Annotated in this window: 18 protein-coding genes, 1 pseudogene and 1 CRISPR repeat array; of the genes and pseudogenes, 12 read left to right on the forward strand and 7 right to left on the reverse strand. The window is 72.4% G+C overall.

The annotated features are described in order from the left end of the window. Positions 1–232: 232 nt before the first annotated feature. A complete protein-coding gene (locus ACIBNE_RS32075; RefSeq protein ID WP_399277827.1) occupies positions 233–1,045 on the reverse strand; it encodes an NUDIX domain-containing protein in 813 nt (270 codons plus the stop codon). 111 nt (positions 1,046–1,156) lie between these two features. Further along, positions 1,157–1,675, reverse strand: a complete 519-nt coding sequence (locus tag ACIBNE_RS32080; RefSeq protein WP_399277828.1) for a hypothetical protein — start codon at positions 1,673–1,675, stop codon at positions 1,157–1,159. A 112-nt stretch (positions 1,676–1,787) separates the two neighbouring features. Here ACIBNE_RS32080 and ACIBNE_RS32085 point away from each other — a divergent pair, with 112 nt between their 5' ends. From ACIBNE_RS32085 to ACIBNE_RS32110, 6 genes are all read left to right on the forward strand, one after another. Continuing rightward, positions 1,788–2,642, forward strand: coding sequence for a Scr1 family TA system antitoxin-like transcriptional regulator (locus ACIBNE_RS32085; protein ID WP_399277830.1), 855 nt, complete (start codon positions 1,788–1,790; stop codon positions 2,640–2,642). Continuing rightward, positions 2,639–2,827, forward strand: coding sequence for a DUF397 domain-containing protein (locus ACIBNE_RS32090; protein WP_399277831.1), 189 nt, complete (start codon positions 2,639–2,641; stop codon positions 2,825–2,827). Before ACIBNE_RS32085 ends, ACIBNE_RS32090 begins: the two co-directional genes overlap by 4 nt. A gap of 345 nt (positions 2,828–3,172) precedes the next feature. Beyond that, positions 3,173–3,441: a CRISPR direct-repeat array (repeat unit 29 nt; unit sequence GTCCGCTCCGCGCACGCGGAGGTGTTCCG). A 287-nt stretch (positions 3,442–3,728) separates the two neighbouring features. Next, positions 3,729–4,850: a MerR family transcriptional regulator gene (locus ACIBNE_RS32095; RefSeq protein ID WP_399277833.1), complete on the forward strand. Its 1,122-nt coding sequence runs from the start codon at positions 3,729–3,731 to the stop codon at positions 4,848–4,850. A gap of 80 nt (positions 4,851–4,930) precedes the next feature. Continuing rightward, on the forward strand, positions 4,931–5,059 hold the full coding sequence (locus tag ACIBNE_RS32100) for a DUF6126 family protein (RefSeq protein WP_399277835.1): 129 nt from the start codon (positions 4,931–4,933) through the stop codon (positions 5,057–5,059). A gap of 206 nt (positions 5,060–5,265) precedes the next feature. Further along, positions 5,266–6,324, forward strand: coding sequence for a tryptophan--tRNA ligase (trpS, locus tag ACIBNE_RS32105; protein WP_399277836.1), 1,059 nt, complete (start codon positions 5,266–5,268; stop codon positions 6,322–6,324). Between the two features lie 33 nt (positions 6,325–6,357). Next, a complete protein-coding gene (locus ACIBNE_RS32110; RefSeq protein WP_399277838.1) occupies positions 6,358–6,786 on the forward strand; it encodes a universal stress protein in 429 nt (142 codons plus the stop codon). 96 nt (positions 6,787–6,882) lie between these two features. Here the strand turns inward: ACIBNE_RS32110 and ACIBNE_RS32115 are convergent, their stop codons facing one another. The 3 genes from ACIBNE_RS32115 to ACIBNE_RS32125 are packed head-to-tail and all read right to left on the reverse strand — an operon-like array spanning position 6,883 to position 9,405. Beyond that, positions 6,883–7,599 carry a WbqC family protein gene (locus ACIBNE_RS32115; protein WP_399277840.1) on the reverse strand — a complete coding sequence of 239 codons (717 nt, stop codon included), beginning with the start codon at positions 7,597–7,599 and terminating at the stop codon, positions 6,883–6,885. 19 nt (positions 7,600–7,618) lie between these two features. Further along, positions 7,619–8,287, reverse strand: a complete 669-nt coding sequence (locus tag ACIBNE_RS32120; RefSeq protein ID WP_399277842.1) for a YdcF family protein — start codon at positions 8,285–8,287, stop codon at positions 7,619–7,621. A gap of 14 nt (positions 8,288–8,301) precedes the next feature. Beyond that, positions 8,302–9,405 (reverse strand): helix-turn-helix domain-containing protein, encoded by a 1,104-nt coding sequence (locus ACIBNE_RS32125; RefSeq protein WP_399277844.1) that lies wholly within the window; start codon positions 9,403–9,405, stop codon positions 8,302–8,304. A 305-nt stretch (positions 9,406–9,710) separates the two neighbouring features. Here ACIBNE_RS32125 and ACIBNE_RS32130 point away from each other — a divergent pair, with 305 nt between their 5' ends. From ACIBNE_RS32130 to ACIBNE_RS32140, 3 genes and pseudogenes are all read left to right on the forward strand, one after another. Next, positions 9,711–10,832: an adenosylhomocysteinase gene (locus tag ACIBNE_RS32130; RefSeq protein ID WP_399277846.1), complete on the forward strand. Its 1,122-nt coding sequence runs from the start codon at positions 9,711–9,713 to the stop codon at positions 10,830–10,832. Positions 10,833–10,837: 5 nt separating this feature from the next. Continuing rightward, positions 10,838–11,380 (forward strand): NUDIX hydrolase, encoded by a 543-nt coding sequence (locus ACIBNE_RS32135; RefSeq protein ID WP_399277848.1) that lies wholly within the window; start codon positions 10,838–10,840, stop codon positions 11,378–11,380. Positions 11,381–11,448: 68 nt separating this feature from the next. Then, positions 11,449–11,604, forward strand: a pseudogene (locus tag ACIBNE_RS32140) (DNA mismatch repair protein MutT); the annotation flags it as partial. 3 nt (positions 11,605–11,607) lie between these two features. Here the strand turns inward: ACIBNE_RS32140 and ACIBNE_RS32145 are convergent. Continuing rightward, positions 11,608–12,024, reverse strand: a complete 417-nt coding sequence (locus ACIBNE_RS32145; protein ID WP_399277850.1) for a nuclear transport factor 2 family protein — start codon at positions 12,022–12,024, stop codon at positions 11,608–11,610. 89 nt (positions 12,025–12,113) lie between these two features. Here ACIBNE_RS32145 and ACIBNE_RS32150 point away from each other — a divergent pair, with 89 nt between their 5' ends. From ACIBNE_RS32150 to ACIBNE_RS32160, 3 genes are all read left to right on the forward strand, one after another. Next, complete coding sequence (locus ACIBNE_RS32150; protein ID WP_399277853.1) at positions 12,114–12,683, forward strand: PadR family transcriptional regulator; 570 nt, start codon at positions 12,114–12,116, stop codon at positions 12,681–12,683. After that, positions 12,676–13,467 (forward strand): SGNH/GDSL hydrolase family protein, encoded by a 792-nt coding sequence (locus tag ACIBNE_RS32155; RefSeq protein ID WP_399277855.1) that lies wholly within the window; start codon positions 12,676–12,678, stop codon positions 13,465–13,467. The genes ACIBNE_RS32150 and ACIBNE_RS32155 overlap by 8 nt, the downstream gene beginning before the upstream one ends. A gap of 73 nt (positions 13,468–13,540) precedes the next feature. After that, a complete protein-coding gene (locus ACIBNE_RS32160; RefSeq protein ID WP_399277857.1) occupies positions 13,541–15,556 on the forward strand; it encodes an NAD-binding protein in 2,016 nt (671 codons plus the stop codon). A gap of 11 nt (positions 15,557–15,567) precedes the next feature. Here ACIBNE_RS32160 and ACIBNE_RS32165 read toward each other — a convergent pair whose 3' ends face one another. After that, complete coding sequence (locus ACIBNE_RS32165; protein ID WP_399277859.1) at positions 15,568–15,963, reverse strand: peptidoglycan-binding protein; 396 nt, start codon at positions 15,961–15,963, stop codon at positions 15,568–15,570. Between the last annotated feature and the right edge of the window lie 75 nt (positions 15,964–16,038).

A 16,038-nucleotide genomic window follows, 5' to 3' on the forward strand; every position in this document is an offset into this window, starting at 1 on the left:
TGGGCGCGAGCACGGGTGTGCCCCGTTAGGGGTGCGGGGCTGTGTCCGTTGTGCGGCTCCGCCGCGCGGGCGCGAGCACGGGTGCGCCCCGATAGGGGCGCGGGGAACTGCGCGAGAGTGGGGCACACGCCGCACCGACCCACCCACCCCGAGCGGGCTCGCCCCAGACGAAACCCGCACCCCGGGCAACGGCACCCACCCACTCACCCGCCCACCCACCCGCACCGCAGCCCTACGCCGTGACGGCCTCACCGCACAGGTGAAGAGGCAGCCGCATCCCGAACTCGTACGCGCGCGTGGCCGCGCGCACACGGGCGGCCACGTCCGGCGAGGCGTGGAGGTCGAGCTCCCCCACCCGCACCCACCGCAGCGCGGAAACCTCGGCGGCCGCGCTCTCCGGAAGCCGTACGGCCCGCGCCTCCTGCGCGAGGAGGACCCCGCCGTCCACGACGACGCAGAACGCCGCCTCGCGCGCGGGCACTTGGTCGATCATCAGCGCGTGCGAGACGTGCCGCCGCAGCCCGGTCTTCACCAGCAGCTCCCGCGCCGCCGCGCTCGCCACGGTCTCGCCCGCGAGCACGACACCGCCGGGAAGCCGCCACCCGCGCCCGCCCTCGGTGCGGAGCGGTCTCATGAGCAGGACGGCCCCCTCCTGATTGCGGACGAGGACGGCGGTGCCGATGAGGGAGCGGGACCCGGCGGGGCGGGCCACGGGTGTTCCGTCCTCCGGAAGGGGACAGGGGAACAGGTGGTGCCCGGGGTGCCCGGCGAACAGCTCGCACAGGCCGTCGGCCGCGTCCCGGCTGACGCAGGGGTCCATGACCTGCACCCGGGAGTCGACCCACCGCCACCGCACCCACACCGCGCGGCCGGAGGGTCCGGGCAGGAACAGCAGGTGCGCGGCGTGATCGGCACCCGAGTGCTCGGTCAACTCGCACTCAACGGACGGCAGTACGTCCTCCGGTACGGCATCCCCGCCGGCGAGTTCGACGGCGCGCCGCGCCAGCGGGGGCGCGTAGAAGAAGCGTTCGGAACAACGGGTCACGAGGGATCTCCCAGAGACTTCACGGGCGTACGGGGGGCGAGGTGAGCAGCCACCCGATCGAGGCCCACGCGGCGAAGGCGGCGCCCAGGACGAGCGCGGTACGGAGGCGCTTCACGCGTACGCGGGCCGCCGGGGAGGCAGGGCGTGGGCCCGTATCGGGACGGGGGCGTCGACGCGTACGGCGTGCAGGGTGTACGTCCCGGTGGGATCGGCGGCGGTCACCGCGAAGGGGAGCCCGGCGCGGAGCCGCCCGTACACCAGCCCCCGGCTGCCCGGGTCCGCACACCAGGCCCGCAACTCGGCGGGCGCGCTGGGAAGTTCGTCCAGCGAGGGGCTGGTGACCAGGGCGCCCCGCTGGGCGGGATCGACCCAGTGCGCGTCCGGGCCGGGGTCAAGCCCGTCCGCCACCCGGTGCGCCTGAGCGAACAGCCACCCCACGGCCATCCCCAGGTACGGAGTCCGGAAGCTCCCGAGCACGACCCGGACGGTCCCGCCATCCACGGGGCCCGTGGCGGCCACCTCGGACCGGTACTCGTAGCGGGCGGGTGGGTCGCTCGATCCGCTCGGCGCGGGCGCCCGCTGGGAAGGGGCGGGGGCGGGGGCGTGGGTCGGATCACGGCGCTGGATCATCCGGGAACCCTTTCGGGGGGAAAGCGAGTGGTTCGCCCCACAGGAGAGCACGGTTGCGGCAGGCTTGCTCCACTTGCGCCGCAGTATGCAAGTCGCCTTCCTGGCGCAAGACTTGAAGGAAATCGAGTTCAGCGAGGTCGCAGCGATGAAGGACAGCACCAGCGATGAGAACTTGAACCCCCTAGTGAGCTTCGGAGAGGACCTGCGCGCGATCCGGGTGGCCAAAAAGATGACCATGAAGACGCTGGGGAAGCACGTGGGCTACTCGGAGTCCTACGTGAGCCGGATCGAGAACGGTCTCCTGACACCGAGCCCCCGGTTCGTGAACGGCTGCGACCAGGTGTTCGGCATGGGCGACGTGCTCGCTCGCCAGTACAAACGACTGGTGTCCGGGCTGAGCCCGTCGTGGCTCGCCCCCTTCCTGGAACACGAGAGGCGCGCGAGGGAGGTCCGGGACTACTCGATTGGGTTCCTGCCGGGCTTCGCGCAGACTCCGGCCTACGCCGAAGCGGCCTTTCGCGCCACGCACCCCCACGAGGACGCCGAACAGATCGCGGCCCGGGTCGAGGAGCGGATCAAACGCCGCTCGATCCTTGACCGGTCCCCACGGCCACTGGTGTGGCTGACCATCCACGAATCCGCGCTCCGCATGGTTGTCGGGTCCCCGGCGGTCATGGCGGAGCAGCTTGAATTCCTCATCGCTCTTACCGAAAGTTCGCACGTCGTAGTGCAGGTCTACCCGTTTCAAGTCGCTGTCCCCGCAACAGGCAAGGCGTTTATCCTGCTGACCGTGGGTGGGGCACAGACGTACCTGTACGCCGAGGCAGTGGGACGAGGAGTCCTGTCGAACGCCAGCGAAGAGGTCCACCACTGGCGTCGTGTCTTCGACCGGCTGTGCGCTGATGCCGAATCTCCCGCCCGATCCATAAGGCTCATCACCGAGATGATTGAGGAGTACCGCGCATGAGCAGCACCATTGGCTCTTGGGTCAAGTCCACGTACAGCGACGGCGAGGGCGCGTGCGTCGAATGGGCGCCCACGCAGATGACCACGAGCGCGGTGCCCGTACGTGACAGCAAGACGCCCGAGGGCGCGCGCCTCAACCCCAGTGCGCACGCCTGGCAGACCTTCGTGAACAGCCTCAAAGTCTGACCGGCGCGGTGTGTCCGAGGAGTTGAACGTCGCTGACCTGCCAGGGCAACCGAACGGGGAAAGCCGCCTCTCGCAGCGAGCCCTGGCTCAGGAAGCCCGCTCCCCGCACGCGTCGAGGTGTTCCGCCGCGCGGCCCGAGCGGACGCAGATCGTCGATGTCCGCCTCACGCGCACGACGACTTCACGAACGAGACCAACACCCCGTCCCTGTAGAACCGATAACCTCTCGCCCGAACTGCCGTCAGGCCAGGATCCTGCTCCGATGCACACAGCGGTACGGGCTCGCCGAAGCAGCCCATACGGTAAAGGAATTGCCAAGCCCTTCTAACGCCCCAGCTCACGAAGGGTCCGCTCCGCGCACGCGGAGGTGTTCCGCCCAGGGCCTGCACGCGCGGGCAGCCGACCAGGTCCGCTCCGCGCACGCGGAGGTGTTCCGGCGCGGTCCCCGAGCTCGCCCCGATCGCCGCCGTCCGCTCCGCGCACGCGGAGGTGTTCCGGTGATGTAGTGACGCTGGATCTCGCGGAACAGGTCCGCTCCGCGCACGCGGAGATGTTCCGTACCGACGCGCCACGCCTGCGCCAGCAGTCCGCTCCGCCCCGCGCGGCGGCGGGCCCGAGGTCCGGCGCGGTACGGGGCCGTCCCCGCACTTCGGCATCCGGGCCGTGCCCCGGACACTGGGTGCCCGGACGCGGGCCGGATCACGTCTGCCGGGATTCAGTCCCGCGCCCCGGCCCCCGCCAAGAACGCCTCCGCCAGGCCCGGCCCCTGCCTGGACCAGCCCCCGCAAGGAGCGGAACGGACCCCGCCAGGACCGCCCCCCGGCCTCTCCCTTGACCTTCCCCCTGGGGGAAACTCCAGGCTCATGGGCGTACCGAGGAAGGAAGGGAGGCACCGCACCCCATGGACGACACGCTCACCATCGGCGCGTTCGCCCGCGCCACCCGCCTCTCCGCCAAGGCCCTCCGGCACTACGACGAGCTGGGCCTGCTCCGCCCCGCCCGGGTGGACCCGTTCACCGGCTACCGCCACTACGGCACGGACCAGTTGGAGCGCGCCCGCCTCATCGCCTGGCTGCGCCGCATCGGGATGCCGCTCGCCGAGATCACGCGCGTCCACGCGCTCCCGCCGGCCGCCGCGGCCCGCGAGATCCGGGAGTACTGGGCGCGCGTGGAGGCCGAGACCGCCGCCCGCCGCGACCTGGCGACCTTCCTCATCGACCACCTGACACACCTGACACACCAGACAGGGAAGGACGCCCCGCCCATGAACGGGACCACGCTCACCGTCACGTACGCCGCCGCCTCCGACACCGGCCTCGTCCGCACCACCAACCAGGACACCGCCTACGCGGGCGCCCGCCTCCAGGCCGTCGCCGACGGGTACGGGAGCGGGGGAGCGGAGGCGAGCGCCGCCGCCGTCTGGGCGCTCAAGCGACTGGAGAACGTCTCCCCGGCCCCCGGAGGCGCCCCCGGAGACGCCCCCGGAGGGGCCCCCGCGGGCGACCTCCTCAACGTGTTGCACGACGCGGTCGAACTCGCCAACCACGCCGTCGAGCGCTCCACCGGCGAGCACGACGACTCCGGCACGACCCTCACCGCGATGCTCTGGACGGGCTCGCAGCTCGCCCTCGTCCACGTCGGGGACTCCCGCGCCTACCTACTCCGCGACGGCGAGCTCCTGCTGATCACGCACGACCACACCGTCGTCGCGGCGATGGTGGAGGACGGCCGCCTCACGGCCGACGAGGCCGCCTCGCACCCCCAGCGCGCCATGCTGCTGCGCGCGCTGGACGGGGGGACGGCGCCCACCGCCGACGTACGGCTGAGGGACGCGCTCCCCGGCGACCGGTACCTGCTGTGCTCGGACGGCCTGCACGCGGCGGTCGCCGACGACGCGGTACGGGAGGTGCTGACGGCGACCGCGGGCGACCCGGACCGGGCGGTGCGCGCGCTGGTCGACCTGGCGCGGGCGGCGGGCGCGCCGGACAACGTGGCGTGCGTCGTCGCGGACGTGGCGGCGTAACGGGAGGGGCCCGTACGGGGGCGCGGCGTACCCTGGACGGGCCCCTGCCCCCCGTACGCACCCCGAGAGGACGGCCGACCGTGCCCGAGTCCGAACGCTGGAAGGAACGCGGCGTCCTCCTGCGCGTCTTCGTCTACGTCGCCGCGACCCACCTCTTCGCGGGCTTCATCATGCTGCTGTTCTACGTGGGGCAGAACGCACAGAAGTAACTCCCGTTCACCGCCGTACCGGGGCTACACTCGCCGTATGACTTCCGTGCGCGGTACGCAGAACTGGTGGCGCTCCTCCTAGGAGCGGCCACAGCGACTTCGCGCACTTCCCGGGCCGTTCGTATCCCATGCGACGGCCCTTCTCCATGCCCGCCCGGGGCTTTCCGGGGCCGTCCTCACCCTTCCCCCAGTGAGGAGCCCCACCCATGACCGTGACCGCCGCCGCCCCCGCCGCCGCCCCCACCGCCCCCGCCGTCACCCTCGACGAGCAGGTCGCGCGGAACCCCTCCGCGTACCGGATCCTGACCGGCGACCGCCCGACGGGACCGCTGCACCTGGGCCACTACTTCGGCACGCTCCACAACCGCGTACGGCTCCAGGGCCTGGGCGTCGAGCTGAACCTGATCGTCCCCGACTACCAGGTCCTCACCGACCGCGACGTCGCCGAGCGGCTGACCGAGCACATCGAGGGGCTGGTGCTCGACTACCTCGCGGCGGGCGTGGACCCGGCCCGCACCACGATCTTCACGCACAGCGCGGTCCCGGCCCTGAACCAGCTCCTGCTCCCGTTCCTCTCCCTGGTCTCCGTCGCCGAGCTGGGCCGCAACCCCACGGTCAAGGAGGAGATCGCGCACTCGCGGCAGGCGGCGGTCAGCGGCCTGATGTTCACGTACCCCGTGCACCAGGCGGCCGACATCCTGTTCTGCAAGGCGAACCTGGTGCCGGTGGGCCGCGACCAGCTGCCGCACCTGGAGGTGAGCCGCACGGTGGCCCGCCGTTTCAACGAGCGCTACGGCCCGGTCTTCCCCGAGCCGCAGACACTGCTCTCCGCCGCGCCGCTGCTGCTGGGCACCGACGGCACGAAGATGAGCAAGAGCCGGGGCAACGCGATCGCGCTCTCGGCGACCGCCGACGAGACGGCACGGCTGCTGCGCGGCGCGAAGACGGACGCGGAGCGGCACATCACGTACGACCCCGAGAACCGCCCCGAGGTCTCCAGCCTGGTGCTGCTCGCGGCGCTCTGCCAGGGGCGCGAGCCCGAGGCGGTCGCGCGGGAGATCGGCGGGGGCGGGGCGGCGGCGCTGAAGCGGACGGTGACGGAGGCCGTGAACACCTACCTGGCGCCGATGCGGGAGCGCAGGGCGGAGTACGCGCGGGACATGGAGCACGTACGGGCGATCCTGCGCGCGGGCAACGCGCGGGCGAACGCGGTGGCGGAGGCGACGCTGGCGGAGGTGCGGGAGGCGATGGGCACGTTCCGCTAGCCGCAATACTCGTGAAACGGGATGATTCATCCCATGAGTGATGCGCGGATCGTGGTGGGAGTGGACGGCAGCGAGCCCTCGCGGCGGGCCCTGCGCTGGGCGGCCGACCAGGCGCGGCTGACGGGCGCACGGCTGGAGGCGGTGATCGCCTGGGAGGACCCGCGCCAGTGGAACATGATCGGCTTCCCGGTGCTCCCGGACGACTACGCCCCGGAGAGCGTCGCGGACCAGGTCCTGGCCGAGGCGATCGAGCGCACCTTCGACGGCCCGCCCCCGGTGGAGATCACCCGCCACGTGATCCCGGGCCACGCGGCGGACGCCATCATCGGCGCGTCGGACGGCGCGTCCCTGGTGGTGGTCGGCGCCCGCGGCCGCTCCGGCTTCAGCCGGGCCCTGCTGGGCTCGGTCAGCAACCAGGTCGCCCAGCACGCGGCGGGCCCAGTAGTGATCGTCCGCGGCTGAGCCCCGGCCGCTCGGGCCCGCCGCGCCTCCCGCGCGGTGTCCGTGAGGGGACGTCCGGTGGTACGTCCCCTCGCCTCGTGGAGTGGGACGGCCGATTCAGGCAGCGGCCCGCAGCCGGGTGTCGTGGGTGGTGAGGGCCCGGAAGCAGGCGGCCATGTCCTGCGAGCCGAACGCGGCCAAGGCCCACAGGGCACTGATCCGCCGTCCAGAGGACCAGATGCCGGTGGTCGGCGGCCGGAACGGGGTCACGGCGATGTTCTGGGCCGCGAACGGGTTCTGGTCGAGATAGGTCATGCCGCCGGTCCCGCACAGATACGCGCGGGCGCCGGTCGCGGCGGCCAGGTCGGCGAGCCGGACGGACCGTCCTGGCCGGGCGGGAAGGTGGCTGCTGGTGAGTACCCGGCCCTTCCAGCCGAGCAGGTCCAGCAGGACGCGGGTGGAGATCTCGGCGACCGTCGCGGTCTTGCCGGACTCGAAAGCATCCAGCACCGGATCCAGGGCCTCGGCGAGGGCGGGCCAGTGGGGGCTGGCTCCGTAGTGCTGCCGCAGCATCCCCGCGGTCCTGCGGCGGGCCAGATCCGGGGCGTCGACCACAGCATCGCGGATACGGGTGAGCCGTCCGCCGGGGAGGTGGGTGGGGATGGTGAGCCACTGCCGGCGGGCCGGGTCGCCGAGGTCGGCGAGGCGGGCTCGGTGCTGGTAGTCGCGGCGGGTGAACTGCACGTCGTCCAGGACGATCCAGTAGTCCGCCGCGAACAGCTTCGTCAGGGTGGTCAGCCGGGGCAGGAAGTTCGGCTGGTGGATGGCACACAATCCGCCCGGCTCGGGCAGGTCAGGGGTTGATGAGACGGCTGGTGAAGCCGTCGCGGATGAGGGATTCGTACGCGGCATGCACGTCCTCCGTGACCTCCTGCTCGATGGCGAATCCGAGCCTCGGATACTCGATGACCCGCTGGAGGTCGCCGACGAGCATGTCCAGGACGAGCTTCTCGTCGCCGATGGACTTCAGATAGTCGTCGAACTCCAGCGGCTCCGACGCGCACAGGATCTCGACGTCGGGCCACAGCTTGCGGGCGGTCGCGAACGATCGCCTTTCCATGTACGGCTTGGAGACCAGCAGCACCGAGGTCGGGGTGATGCCTGCGTCGGCGAGGACCTCGCGGGACAAGGTGATGTTCTGCCCGGTGTTTCCGGCGTTGGGCTCCAGCAGGATCGCTTCGGCGGGGACGCCGAGATCGACGGCGTGCTCGCTGAAGTGGACGGCCTCACCGCGCGGGAAGCGGGCCCTGGTCGTGGGGCTGTTGCCGCCGGTGAACACCAGGGTCGGGAAGAGCCCGGAGCGATACAGCTCGGCGGCGTGGGCGGCGACGCCGAGGTCGTGGCTGCCCAGCCCGATCGCCACGTCGACAGGCCGCAGCTCGTGCCTCATCTGGTGGTAGTCCCAGATCAGCTCGGCCTGGCGCCACTGGTCCTCGGTGATGGTCTGCTGGTTGTCGCTCACGCGTTTCTCCCTGGTCACCGTTGCCGGGGGCCGATCGGCCCCTCGCTCATGGCCGTGATGCCCTCGATGCTGCGCAGCTGGTGCACGAGTCCGTACTGCGCGGCCACCTTGGCGGCCCGGTCGAGGACGCGGAGTCCATCATCCCGGGTCGCCGCGTCGGAGAGCAGGATGTGGCCATGAGCGGTGTCCAGTCGCACGCGTTGCATCGGTGATTCGGTGGACCCGCTGCCCCGGGCGATGTCGATGAAGTGCAGGGCCTGCGTGAGGTCGCCTTCGCCGCGGCGAGCGAGGGCGAGCTTCTGGTGGGCCACCGACCAGTCGTCGGGCTCCTGTAGGTCTTCGAAATCGCGGGTCGCGGCCTGCATGACGCGGGTCGCACAGTCGTGCTGGCCGCCCTTGCTCAGCGCGGTCCCCACCCACAGCCGGGCCCTCGCCCGGTCACGGCGGGAGAGCCGGTCGTCGACGGCGAGGGTCTCGTAGTTGCGGGCGGCGATCTCCAGCTTCCCGGACATCTCGGTGACCACGGCAAGGGACAGGTCGAGCTGAGCGACGCGGCGGGGGACGTCCAGCTGAGTGAAGACCGCGCGGGCGTCGGCATAGGAGTGCTGGGCCGAGAGCGGGCCGAGGACGACGCCCTGGTCGCGCTTGAGGTCACCGAGCAGGGCGGTCGAGCGGGCGAACAGATACAGGCCCTTCCCGTCCAGCTCGAGGGTCTTGAACCGGCCGAGCCAGCGCGTCAGGAGGCTGTCGGCGAAGGTGAAGTTCTGCCGGGACAGGGCGACCACTACCCGGTCCAGGTCGTCGGCCCAGGACTCGTACTCCCAGGCCCGGGGCCCGGAGGTGGTGACGCGCCGTCGGCCGGCGCTCGGCCCGGTGCTGGTGATCTCGGACAGGAGCGTTTCGAACCGCAGGTGGACGGCGGCGTCCGCTCGGCCGAGGGCGGTGTCGAGGATGGCCTGGGTGTCGGGTCTGGGCTCGGTGCCGGCGAGCTTGGACTCCCACTTGGATACGGTCGCGACCGCCAGGCCGAGCTGCTGGGCGAAGGCCCGCACGCTCAGCCGCAGGGCGAGCCGCAGGGCCTTGGCCTCCAGGCCGGTCCAGTGGTGCACGGTCGCCACGCGTCACTCCCTTCCACCGGTCATCGAAGCAGATGCGTGCGGTCGGCGGGACAGAAGTGGGACGGAAGTAGAACAGGCGGTGATTGGCCGCGAGTCGGCCGGACGCCACGCTCAAAAGCGTCACCACTCGTCGAGCCTTTTGGACGGTCCTGAGCACGGAACCCCTCACGGAGCATCGCCCGGTCAGCGGCCCGGTCGTTTACGGCTTCCTGCGGCTGGTGCGGGTCTGGACTCGCCCGCACCCGCTGAACCCCGCACCCTCCCGCAGCACGGCCCCTGGACGGAACGGATGAGAGGGAACTGCCATGGAAACCTTCGAACGCGCCAGGCTGGACGCTTACTTCGCCCGGATCGCCACCCAGTTCGCCCCGGGTGAGCAGACCTCGTCGTTCCTGATCACGCACCTGCTGGCCGAGCGGCCCGTGTTCGTCCGCGCGGTCGCCGCGATGACCCGGCTGGCCTCGGTGCTGCCCAAGCCGAAGTCCGTCCACCCGGCCGCCAAGCGCGAGGTCGAGCAGACCGTTCCGGTCGACACCCTCACCCGCGAGATGTTCACCGACGACGACACCGCCATGGACTACCTCGAGTCCCGGGCCGCAGGCGAGACGGTCTGCCTGCTGGACGTCGGCGGCTACTTCGCCCCCAGCCTCGCCGAGGTCCACAGCCGCTTCACCGGCCGGCTCGCCGGGGTGATCGAGGACACCGAGAACGGACACCGCCGCTACGAAGACCTCGACAAACTGCCCTGCCCCGTCATCTCCGTCGCCCGCTCACCGCTGAAGGACCCCGAGGACTTCCTCGTCGGCCAGTCCGTCGTCTTCTCCACCGAGGCCGTCATGCGCGACCGCGGCGACATCCTCCACGGCCGCCCCGCCCTGGTGATCGGCTTCGGCAAGCTCGGCTCCTCCATCGCCCGGCTCCTGCACGCCAAGGGCGTCCAGGTCACCGTCTTCGACATCGACCCCGTCCGCCGCACCCAAGCCCTCTCCCAGGGCTTCACCGTCGCCCGCGACCGCGAGGCCGCCTTGACCGGGGCCGGGCTGGTGCTCTGTGCGACCGGCGCAATCTCCCTGCGCGGCGAGGACTTCTCCCACCTGCGCAACGGCGCCTACGTCGCCACGGTCACCAGCAGCGAGGACGAACTCGACCTCGCCGGACTCCCCGACGTCTACACCCGCACCCAGGTCGGCGACCACGTCACCCGCTACCGGACCACCGGCCACTACTTCTATCTGGCGAATGGCGGCAACGCCGTCAACTTCATCCACGGCGCCGGCGTTGGGCCGTTCATCTTCCTGGTCCAGGCCGAGATCCTCGCCGCGATCAGGATGCTCACCCGCGGCGACCTCGCCCCCGGCATCCATGAGGTCCCCGCACCCGACCGCGAAGCCATCGCGGCGACCTGGCTCTCCTACTTCAACAGGTGATCACCATGCCCATCACGGCCAACCACATCCGCACCACCATCGCCGCCTACCTTGACCAACACCCCGAGGACAAACGCGAACTCGCCGTCGTCCTCGGCCTGATCGACGACGGCGACGACCTCACCAGCCGCAGGACTCTGCCCGGCCATGTCACCGCCGGGGCGATTCTCATCGGCCCCGATGGCCGCATCCTGCACATTCTCCACAACGCGACCCAGAAGTGGCTGCTGCCCGGTGGTCATCTGGAGCCCTCGGACAACACGCTCCTGCAAGCCGCGGGCCGCGAACTCGCCGAGGAGACCGGCATCCCGCCGCACGTGGTCACTCCGCACGGCGAGACCCCGCTCCACATCGACATCCACCCCATCGACGCCAACCCCGCCAAGGAAGAACCCGCCCACCAGCACTTCGACTTCCGGTTCCTCTTCCGCACCACCGCCGACATCGGCGCACTACAGACCGAGGAAGTCTCCGACGCTGCCTGGCGAACGGTCGGCGCCCTCCACGACGAGAGGTTGAGTCAGCGCGTGGTGCGAGCACTGCGCTGACTCCGAGATCGGCCGCCCTACGTCTGCGACCTCCGACGCGCGGGGCGGCCTACCCGGCCCGCTCAGCGACAGGCAGCCAAGAGAACCGCGAACCCCGCAAGCACTCCCAGGTCCGCTGGGTCGACGCCGGAGCCGTCCCGGAACGGTTCGTGGACACGACCGCCAGCGCCCTCCACCGCTACCTCGAGGGAGGCCCGCAGGTCTCCCTCGACGGCTGGCGCTAGCCCCTACGCCTCCGGCAGCACCCCCGCCTCCGTCAGTCCCGCCCGGACCGCCTCGCCCAGGGCCTGGACCGCCGACTGGGGGCGGACCATCACCGTCAGGTCCGTGATGCGGCCCTGCGCGTCCAGGTGCAGCATGTCCAGGCCGTGGACCTCCCGGCCGCCCGCCACCGCGCGGAACACCAGGATCTCCGCGTCCGCGCCCTCCGTGGAGCCCGTGAACTCCCCTACGTAGCGGAAGTCCTCGAAGACCCGGCTCAGGAGCACGTCCAGCAGGGCAAGTACCGCCGCGCGGCCCTCGAACGGGCGGAACTTCACCGGGCTGTTGAGCCGCGCGTCCGGTGCGAACAGCCCCTCCACCCCCGTGAGGTCGCGCTTCTCCACCGCTGCCCGGAAGCGGGCGACCGTCTCGTGCGTGGGCATTCCGCCACCTCATTCATAGTCATGAAAGTGAGTAGTCAGATTCATGACTATGATGGGCCCCTGTCCACGGGAACGGAAGGGGTCAGCCCATGGCTCTGCGGCACGCCGTCCTCGCCGCCCTGCTCGACGGCGAGTACAGCGGCTACCAGCTCGCGAAGGCCTTCGACGTCGGCGTCGCCAACTTCTGGCACGCCCTGCCCCAGCAGCTCTACGCCGAGCTGGCCAAGCTGGAGCGCGAAGGGCTCGTCAGCGGGCGCCAGATCGTCCAGGAGACCCGCCCCAACAAGCGCCTCTTCCGCGTCACCGACGCGGGCCTCGCCGAGCTGGAGCGGTTCGCCGCCGACGCGCCCCGGCCCTCCTTCATGCGCGACGACCTCGTCGTCAAGGTCCAGGCCGTGGACGGCGTCGCCGACCCCGCCCCGGTGATCGAACAGCTCCTGGAGCGCGCCCGCGTCGCCGAGGCGAAGACCGAGCTGTTCATTGGGCTGCTCGGGCGGCTGCGCGGGCCCCTGGACGAGGCCGAGTTCCTGGCGCGCGGCGAGCGCGTCGGCCCGTACCTCACCTGCCTCGGCGGCATCGGCTTCGAGCGCGCCTACCTGGAGTGGTGCCACCGCGTCGTGGCCCTGCTCCGCGCCCGCGAGGAGGCCCGCCGTGGCTGAGCGCGGCCAGCGCGGCACTCCCCGCTACGCGCGGTACGTCGCCCTCGGCGACTCCCAGACCGAGGGCATCGGCGACGGCGACGACCTGCGCGGCCACCGCGGCTGGGCCGACCGCCTCGCGGACCTGCTCGCCGCCGAGAACCCCGACCTGCGGTACGCCAACCTCGCCGTGCGCGGCCGTCTCGCCGGACAGGTCCGCGCCGAACAGCTGGGCCCCGCGCTCGCCCTGCGGCCCGACCTCGTGACCGTGGTCGCCGGGGCCAACGACGTGCTGCGGCCCGGCTGCGACGTCGCCGCCGTCGTCGCCGACCTCGACGCGATGTTCGCCGCGCTGACCGGCGCCGGGGCGACCGTCGCCACGCTCACCTTCCCCGACGTCGCCAAGATCGCCCCGCTCGCCCGGCGCCTCGCGCCCCGCATCGACGAACTCAACGCGTACATAAGGGAGTCGGCGGCCACGCACGGCGTGCTCGTCGCCGACTCCGCCCCGCACCCCGTCACCACCGACCCGCGCATCTGGTCCGCCGACCGGCTGCACGCCTCGCCGCTGGGCCACCAGCGCATCGCGGAGTGCGCCGCCCACGCCATCGGGCTCCCGGGCCACGAGGACTGGGCCGCGCCCCTGCCGCCGCTGCCCGCGCGCGGCCCGGTGCGACGGGCGGCCGCCGAGGCGCGCTGGGCCGGGACGTTCCTCGGCCCGTGGGCGCTGCGGCGGCTGCGCGGCCGCTCGTCGGGCGACGGACGCACGGCGAAACGACCGGAGTTGGTACGGGTCCTGCCGTAGCGCGGCGGGCGCGGGCACGCCCGGGGAACGCCCCGGAGGGCCGTACGAATAAGGCGTACCGGCTGTCAGTGCCATGGGCGACCATGGGTTCGTGTCCACTCTGCCCCAGCAGTCCCACACGCCGTCCGCGACCGCCACCACCGACCACATGATCGTGTGCGGCGACGACGCGCTCGCCCACCGGCTCGCCGCCGAGCTGCGTTACGTGTACGGCGAGCGGGTCGTCCTCGTCGTGCCGCCGGGGCGCGACGCGCGCACCGCGCAACTGCCGCTGTCCGCACGCGGCATGGCCTCCGCGCTCTTCGGGCGGATGTCGGCGGCCGTGGGCCGGGTGGCCGTGCCCGGCGGACCCGCGGGCGCGCCTGCCGCCGGGCCCGGGACCCCCGGAGGTCCCGCCGGGAGCCCCTTCGCCGCCGCGCCCGGGGCCAACGACAGCCTCGCGGGAGTGCGCGAGGTCGAGGTCGTCGAGGCGGCCGAGCCGACCGACGAGGTGCTGGCCGACGTCGGGGCGGCCCGCGCCGCCGCGCTCGCGCTGGTCTACGACTCCGACGAGACGAACATCCGCGCGGCGCTGACCGCACGGCGCCTCAACCCCCGCATCCGGCTGGTGATCCGGCTCTACAACCGCAAACTGGGGCAGCACCTGGAGGCGCTGCTCGACCAGGCCGCCGCCGTCTCCTCGCCCGGCACGCCGCCGTCCGGCCTGGACACGTCCACCACGGTGCTCTCCGACGCCGACACCGCCGCGCCCGCGCTCGCGGCCACCGCCGTCGCCGGGACGTCCAAGGTCGTGCAGGCCGACGGGCTGCTGCTGCGGGCGGCCGAGCACCGGCCGGGCACCGGCGCGTCCCGGCACCTGTGCGCGCTGGCGGTACTGACGCCGACCGGGCCGGGCCCGGTGCCGGAAGGCCAGTCGGCAGGGCCCGCGGAAGGGCCGCAACTCCTCCCGGACGCCGAGCAGTTGGCGCAGGCCGGGGACCGCTCCACGCTGGTGCTCGAAGCGGTCGGGCAGGCCGACCAGCCGTCGGGCCCCGCACGGAGCCTGGCGCTGCCGCCGCTGCCCATCGGGCAACTGTTCTCGCGGCGGCTGCGGTTCGCGGTGGCCGGGCTCGGGGCGGTGGTGCTGGGCCTCGCGCTGGCCTCGTGGTGGGCGCTCGGCGACCACCCGCTGCACGCCACGTACCTGACGCTGCTGGACATCTTCGCCATAGGGGAACCGGCCGTCGACCAGCCCACCAGCCGCCAGGTCATCCAATTGCTTTCCGGGCTGGCCGGGTTGTTGCTGCTGCCGCTGCTGGTGGCGGCGGTGCTGGAAGGGCTCGGCGCGTTCCGCACGGCGTCCGCGCTGCGCAGACCGCCGCGCGGGCTCTCGGGCCACGTGGTGCTGCTCGGCCTCGGCAAGGTCGGTACGCGCGTGCTCGCGCGGCTGCACGAGCTGGACATCCCCGTGGTGTGCGTCGAGGAGGACCCGGACGCGCGCGGCATTCCGCTGGCGCGCAGGCTGCGGGTGCCGACGGTGATCGGCGACGTGACGCAGGAGGGCGTCCTGGAGGCGGCGAAGATCCACCGGGCGCGGGCGCTGCTCGCGCTGACCAGCGTCGACACGACGAACCTGGAGGCGGCGCTGTACGCGCGGTCGGTGAAGCCCGACGTCCAGGTGTCGCTGCGGCTGTTCGACGACGCGTTCGCCACGGCGGTGTACCGCACGCTGCGCACCGCGCACCCGCGCGCGATCACCCGCAGCCGCAGCGTGTCCTACCTCGCGGCGCCGTCCTTCGCGGGCGCGATGATGGGGCGCCGGATCCTGGGCGCGGTGCCGGTGGAGCGGAAGATGCTGCTGCTCGCGGCGGTGGACGTGGCGGGCAACCGGGAGCTGGAGGGGCGCACGGTCGCGGAGGCGTTCCGGCCGGGGGCGTGGCGGGTGCTCGCGCTGGACACGACGCCCCCGGACGAACGCCGCGCGGGCCTCTCGGCGCGCGCGGGGGCCTCGTCCCTGACGTGGGACCTCCACCCGGGGCAGCTCCTGGGCCCCCGGGACCGGGTGGTGGTCGCGGCCACCCGGCGGGGACTTGCGGAGCTCACGGGGTAGGGGGCGGCGGGCTACGGGTGGCGCGGGAGGACGTTCTGGCACCTCCAGTGCCAGGAGTAGTCGTTTCCGTTCCGCTTGCCGTCGAGGATCATCATCTCCAGCATCTTCGTACCGGTGTCCCTGCCCACGACCCCGTCCTGCTGGAGGCCCCAGTACGCCTGGAACTTCTTCACCGCGCGCAGGGTGTCCGGGCCGAACTGCCCGTCCGGGTAGGTGTAGATGTCGTTGTTGTCCATCGAGTCGATGCCGACCTGGACGCACAGCGCCTGCTCGCCCGTCGCGCCGTAGCGGATGTTGGGGGCGTCGACCCAAGCGGCCGCCGGACCGGCGCTCACCAGCAGGCTCGCCGCCCCCATCGCCACCGCGGTCACGGCCATGCCCGTACGACGGCCCATGCGGAACTTCACGATGCCCCTCCGTTCTGCGGGCCCCCGCCCGCACTCTTGCCTGCGGTCCGCCGCGACACCGGCGGACCGTTCGAG

The sequence above is a fragment of the Streptomyces sp. NPDC050504 genome, assembly GCF_044458065.1.
Lineage (GTDB): Bacteria > Actinomycetota > Actinomycetes > Streptomycetales > Streptomycetaceae > Streptomyces.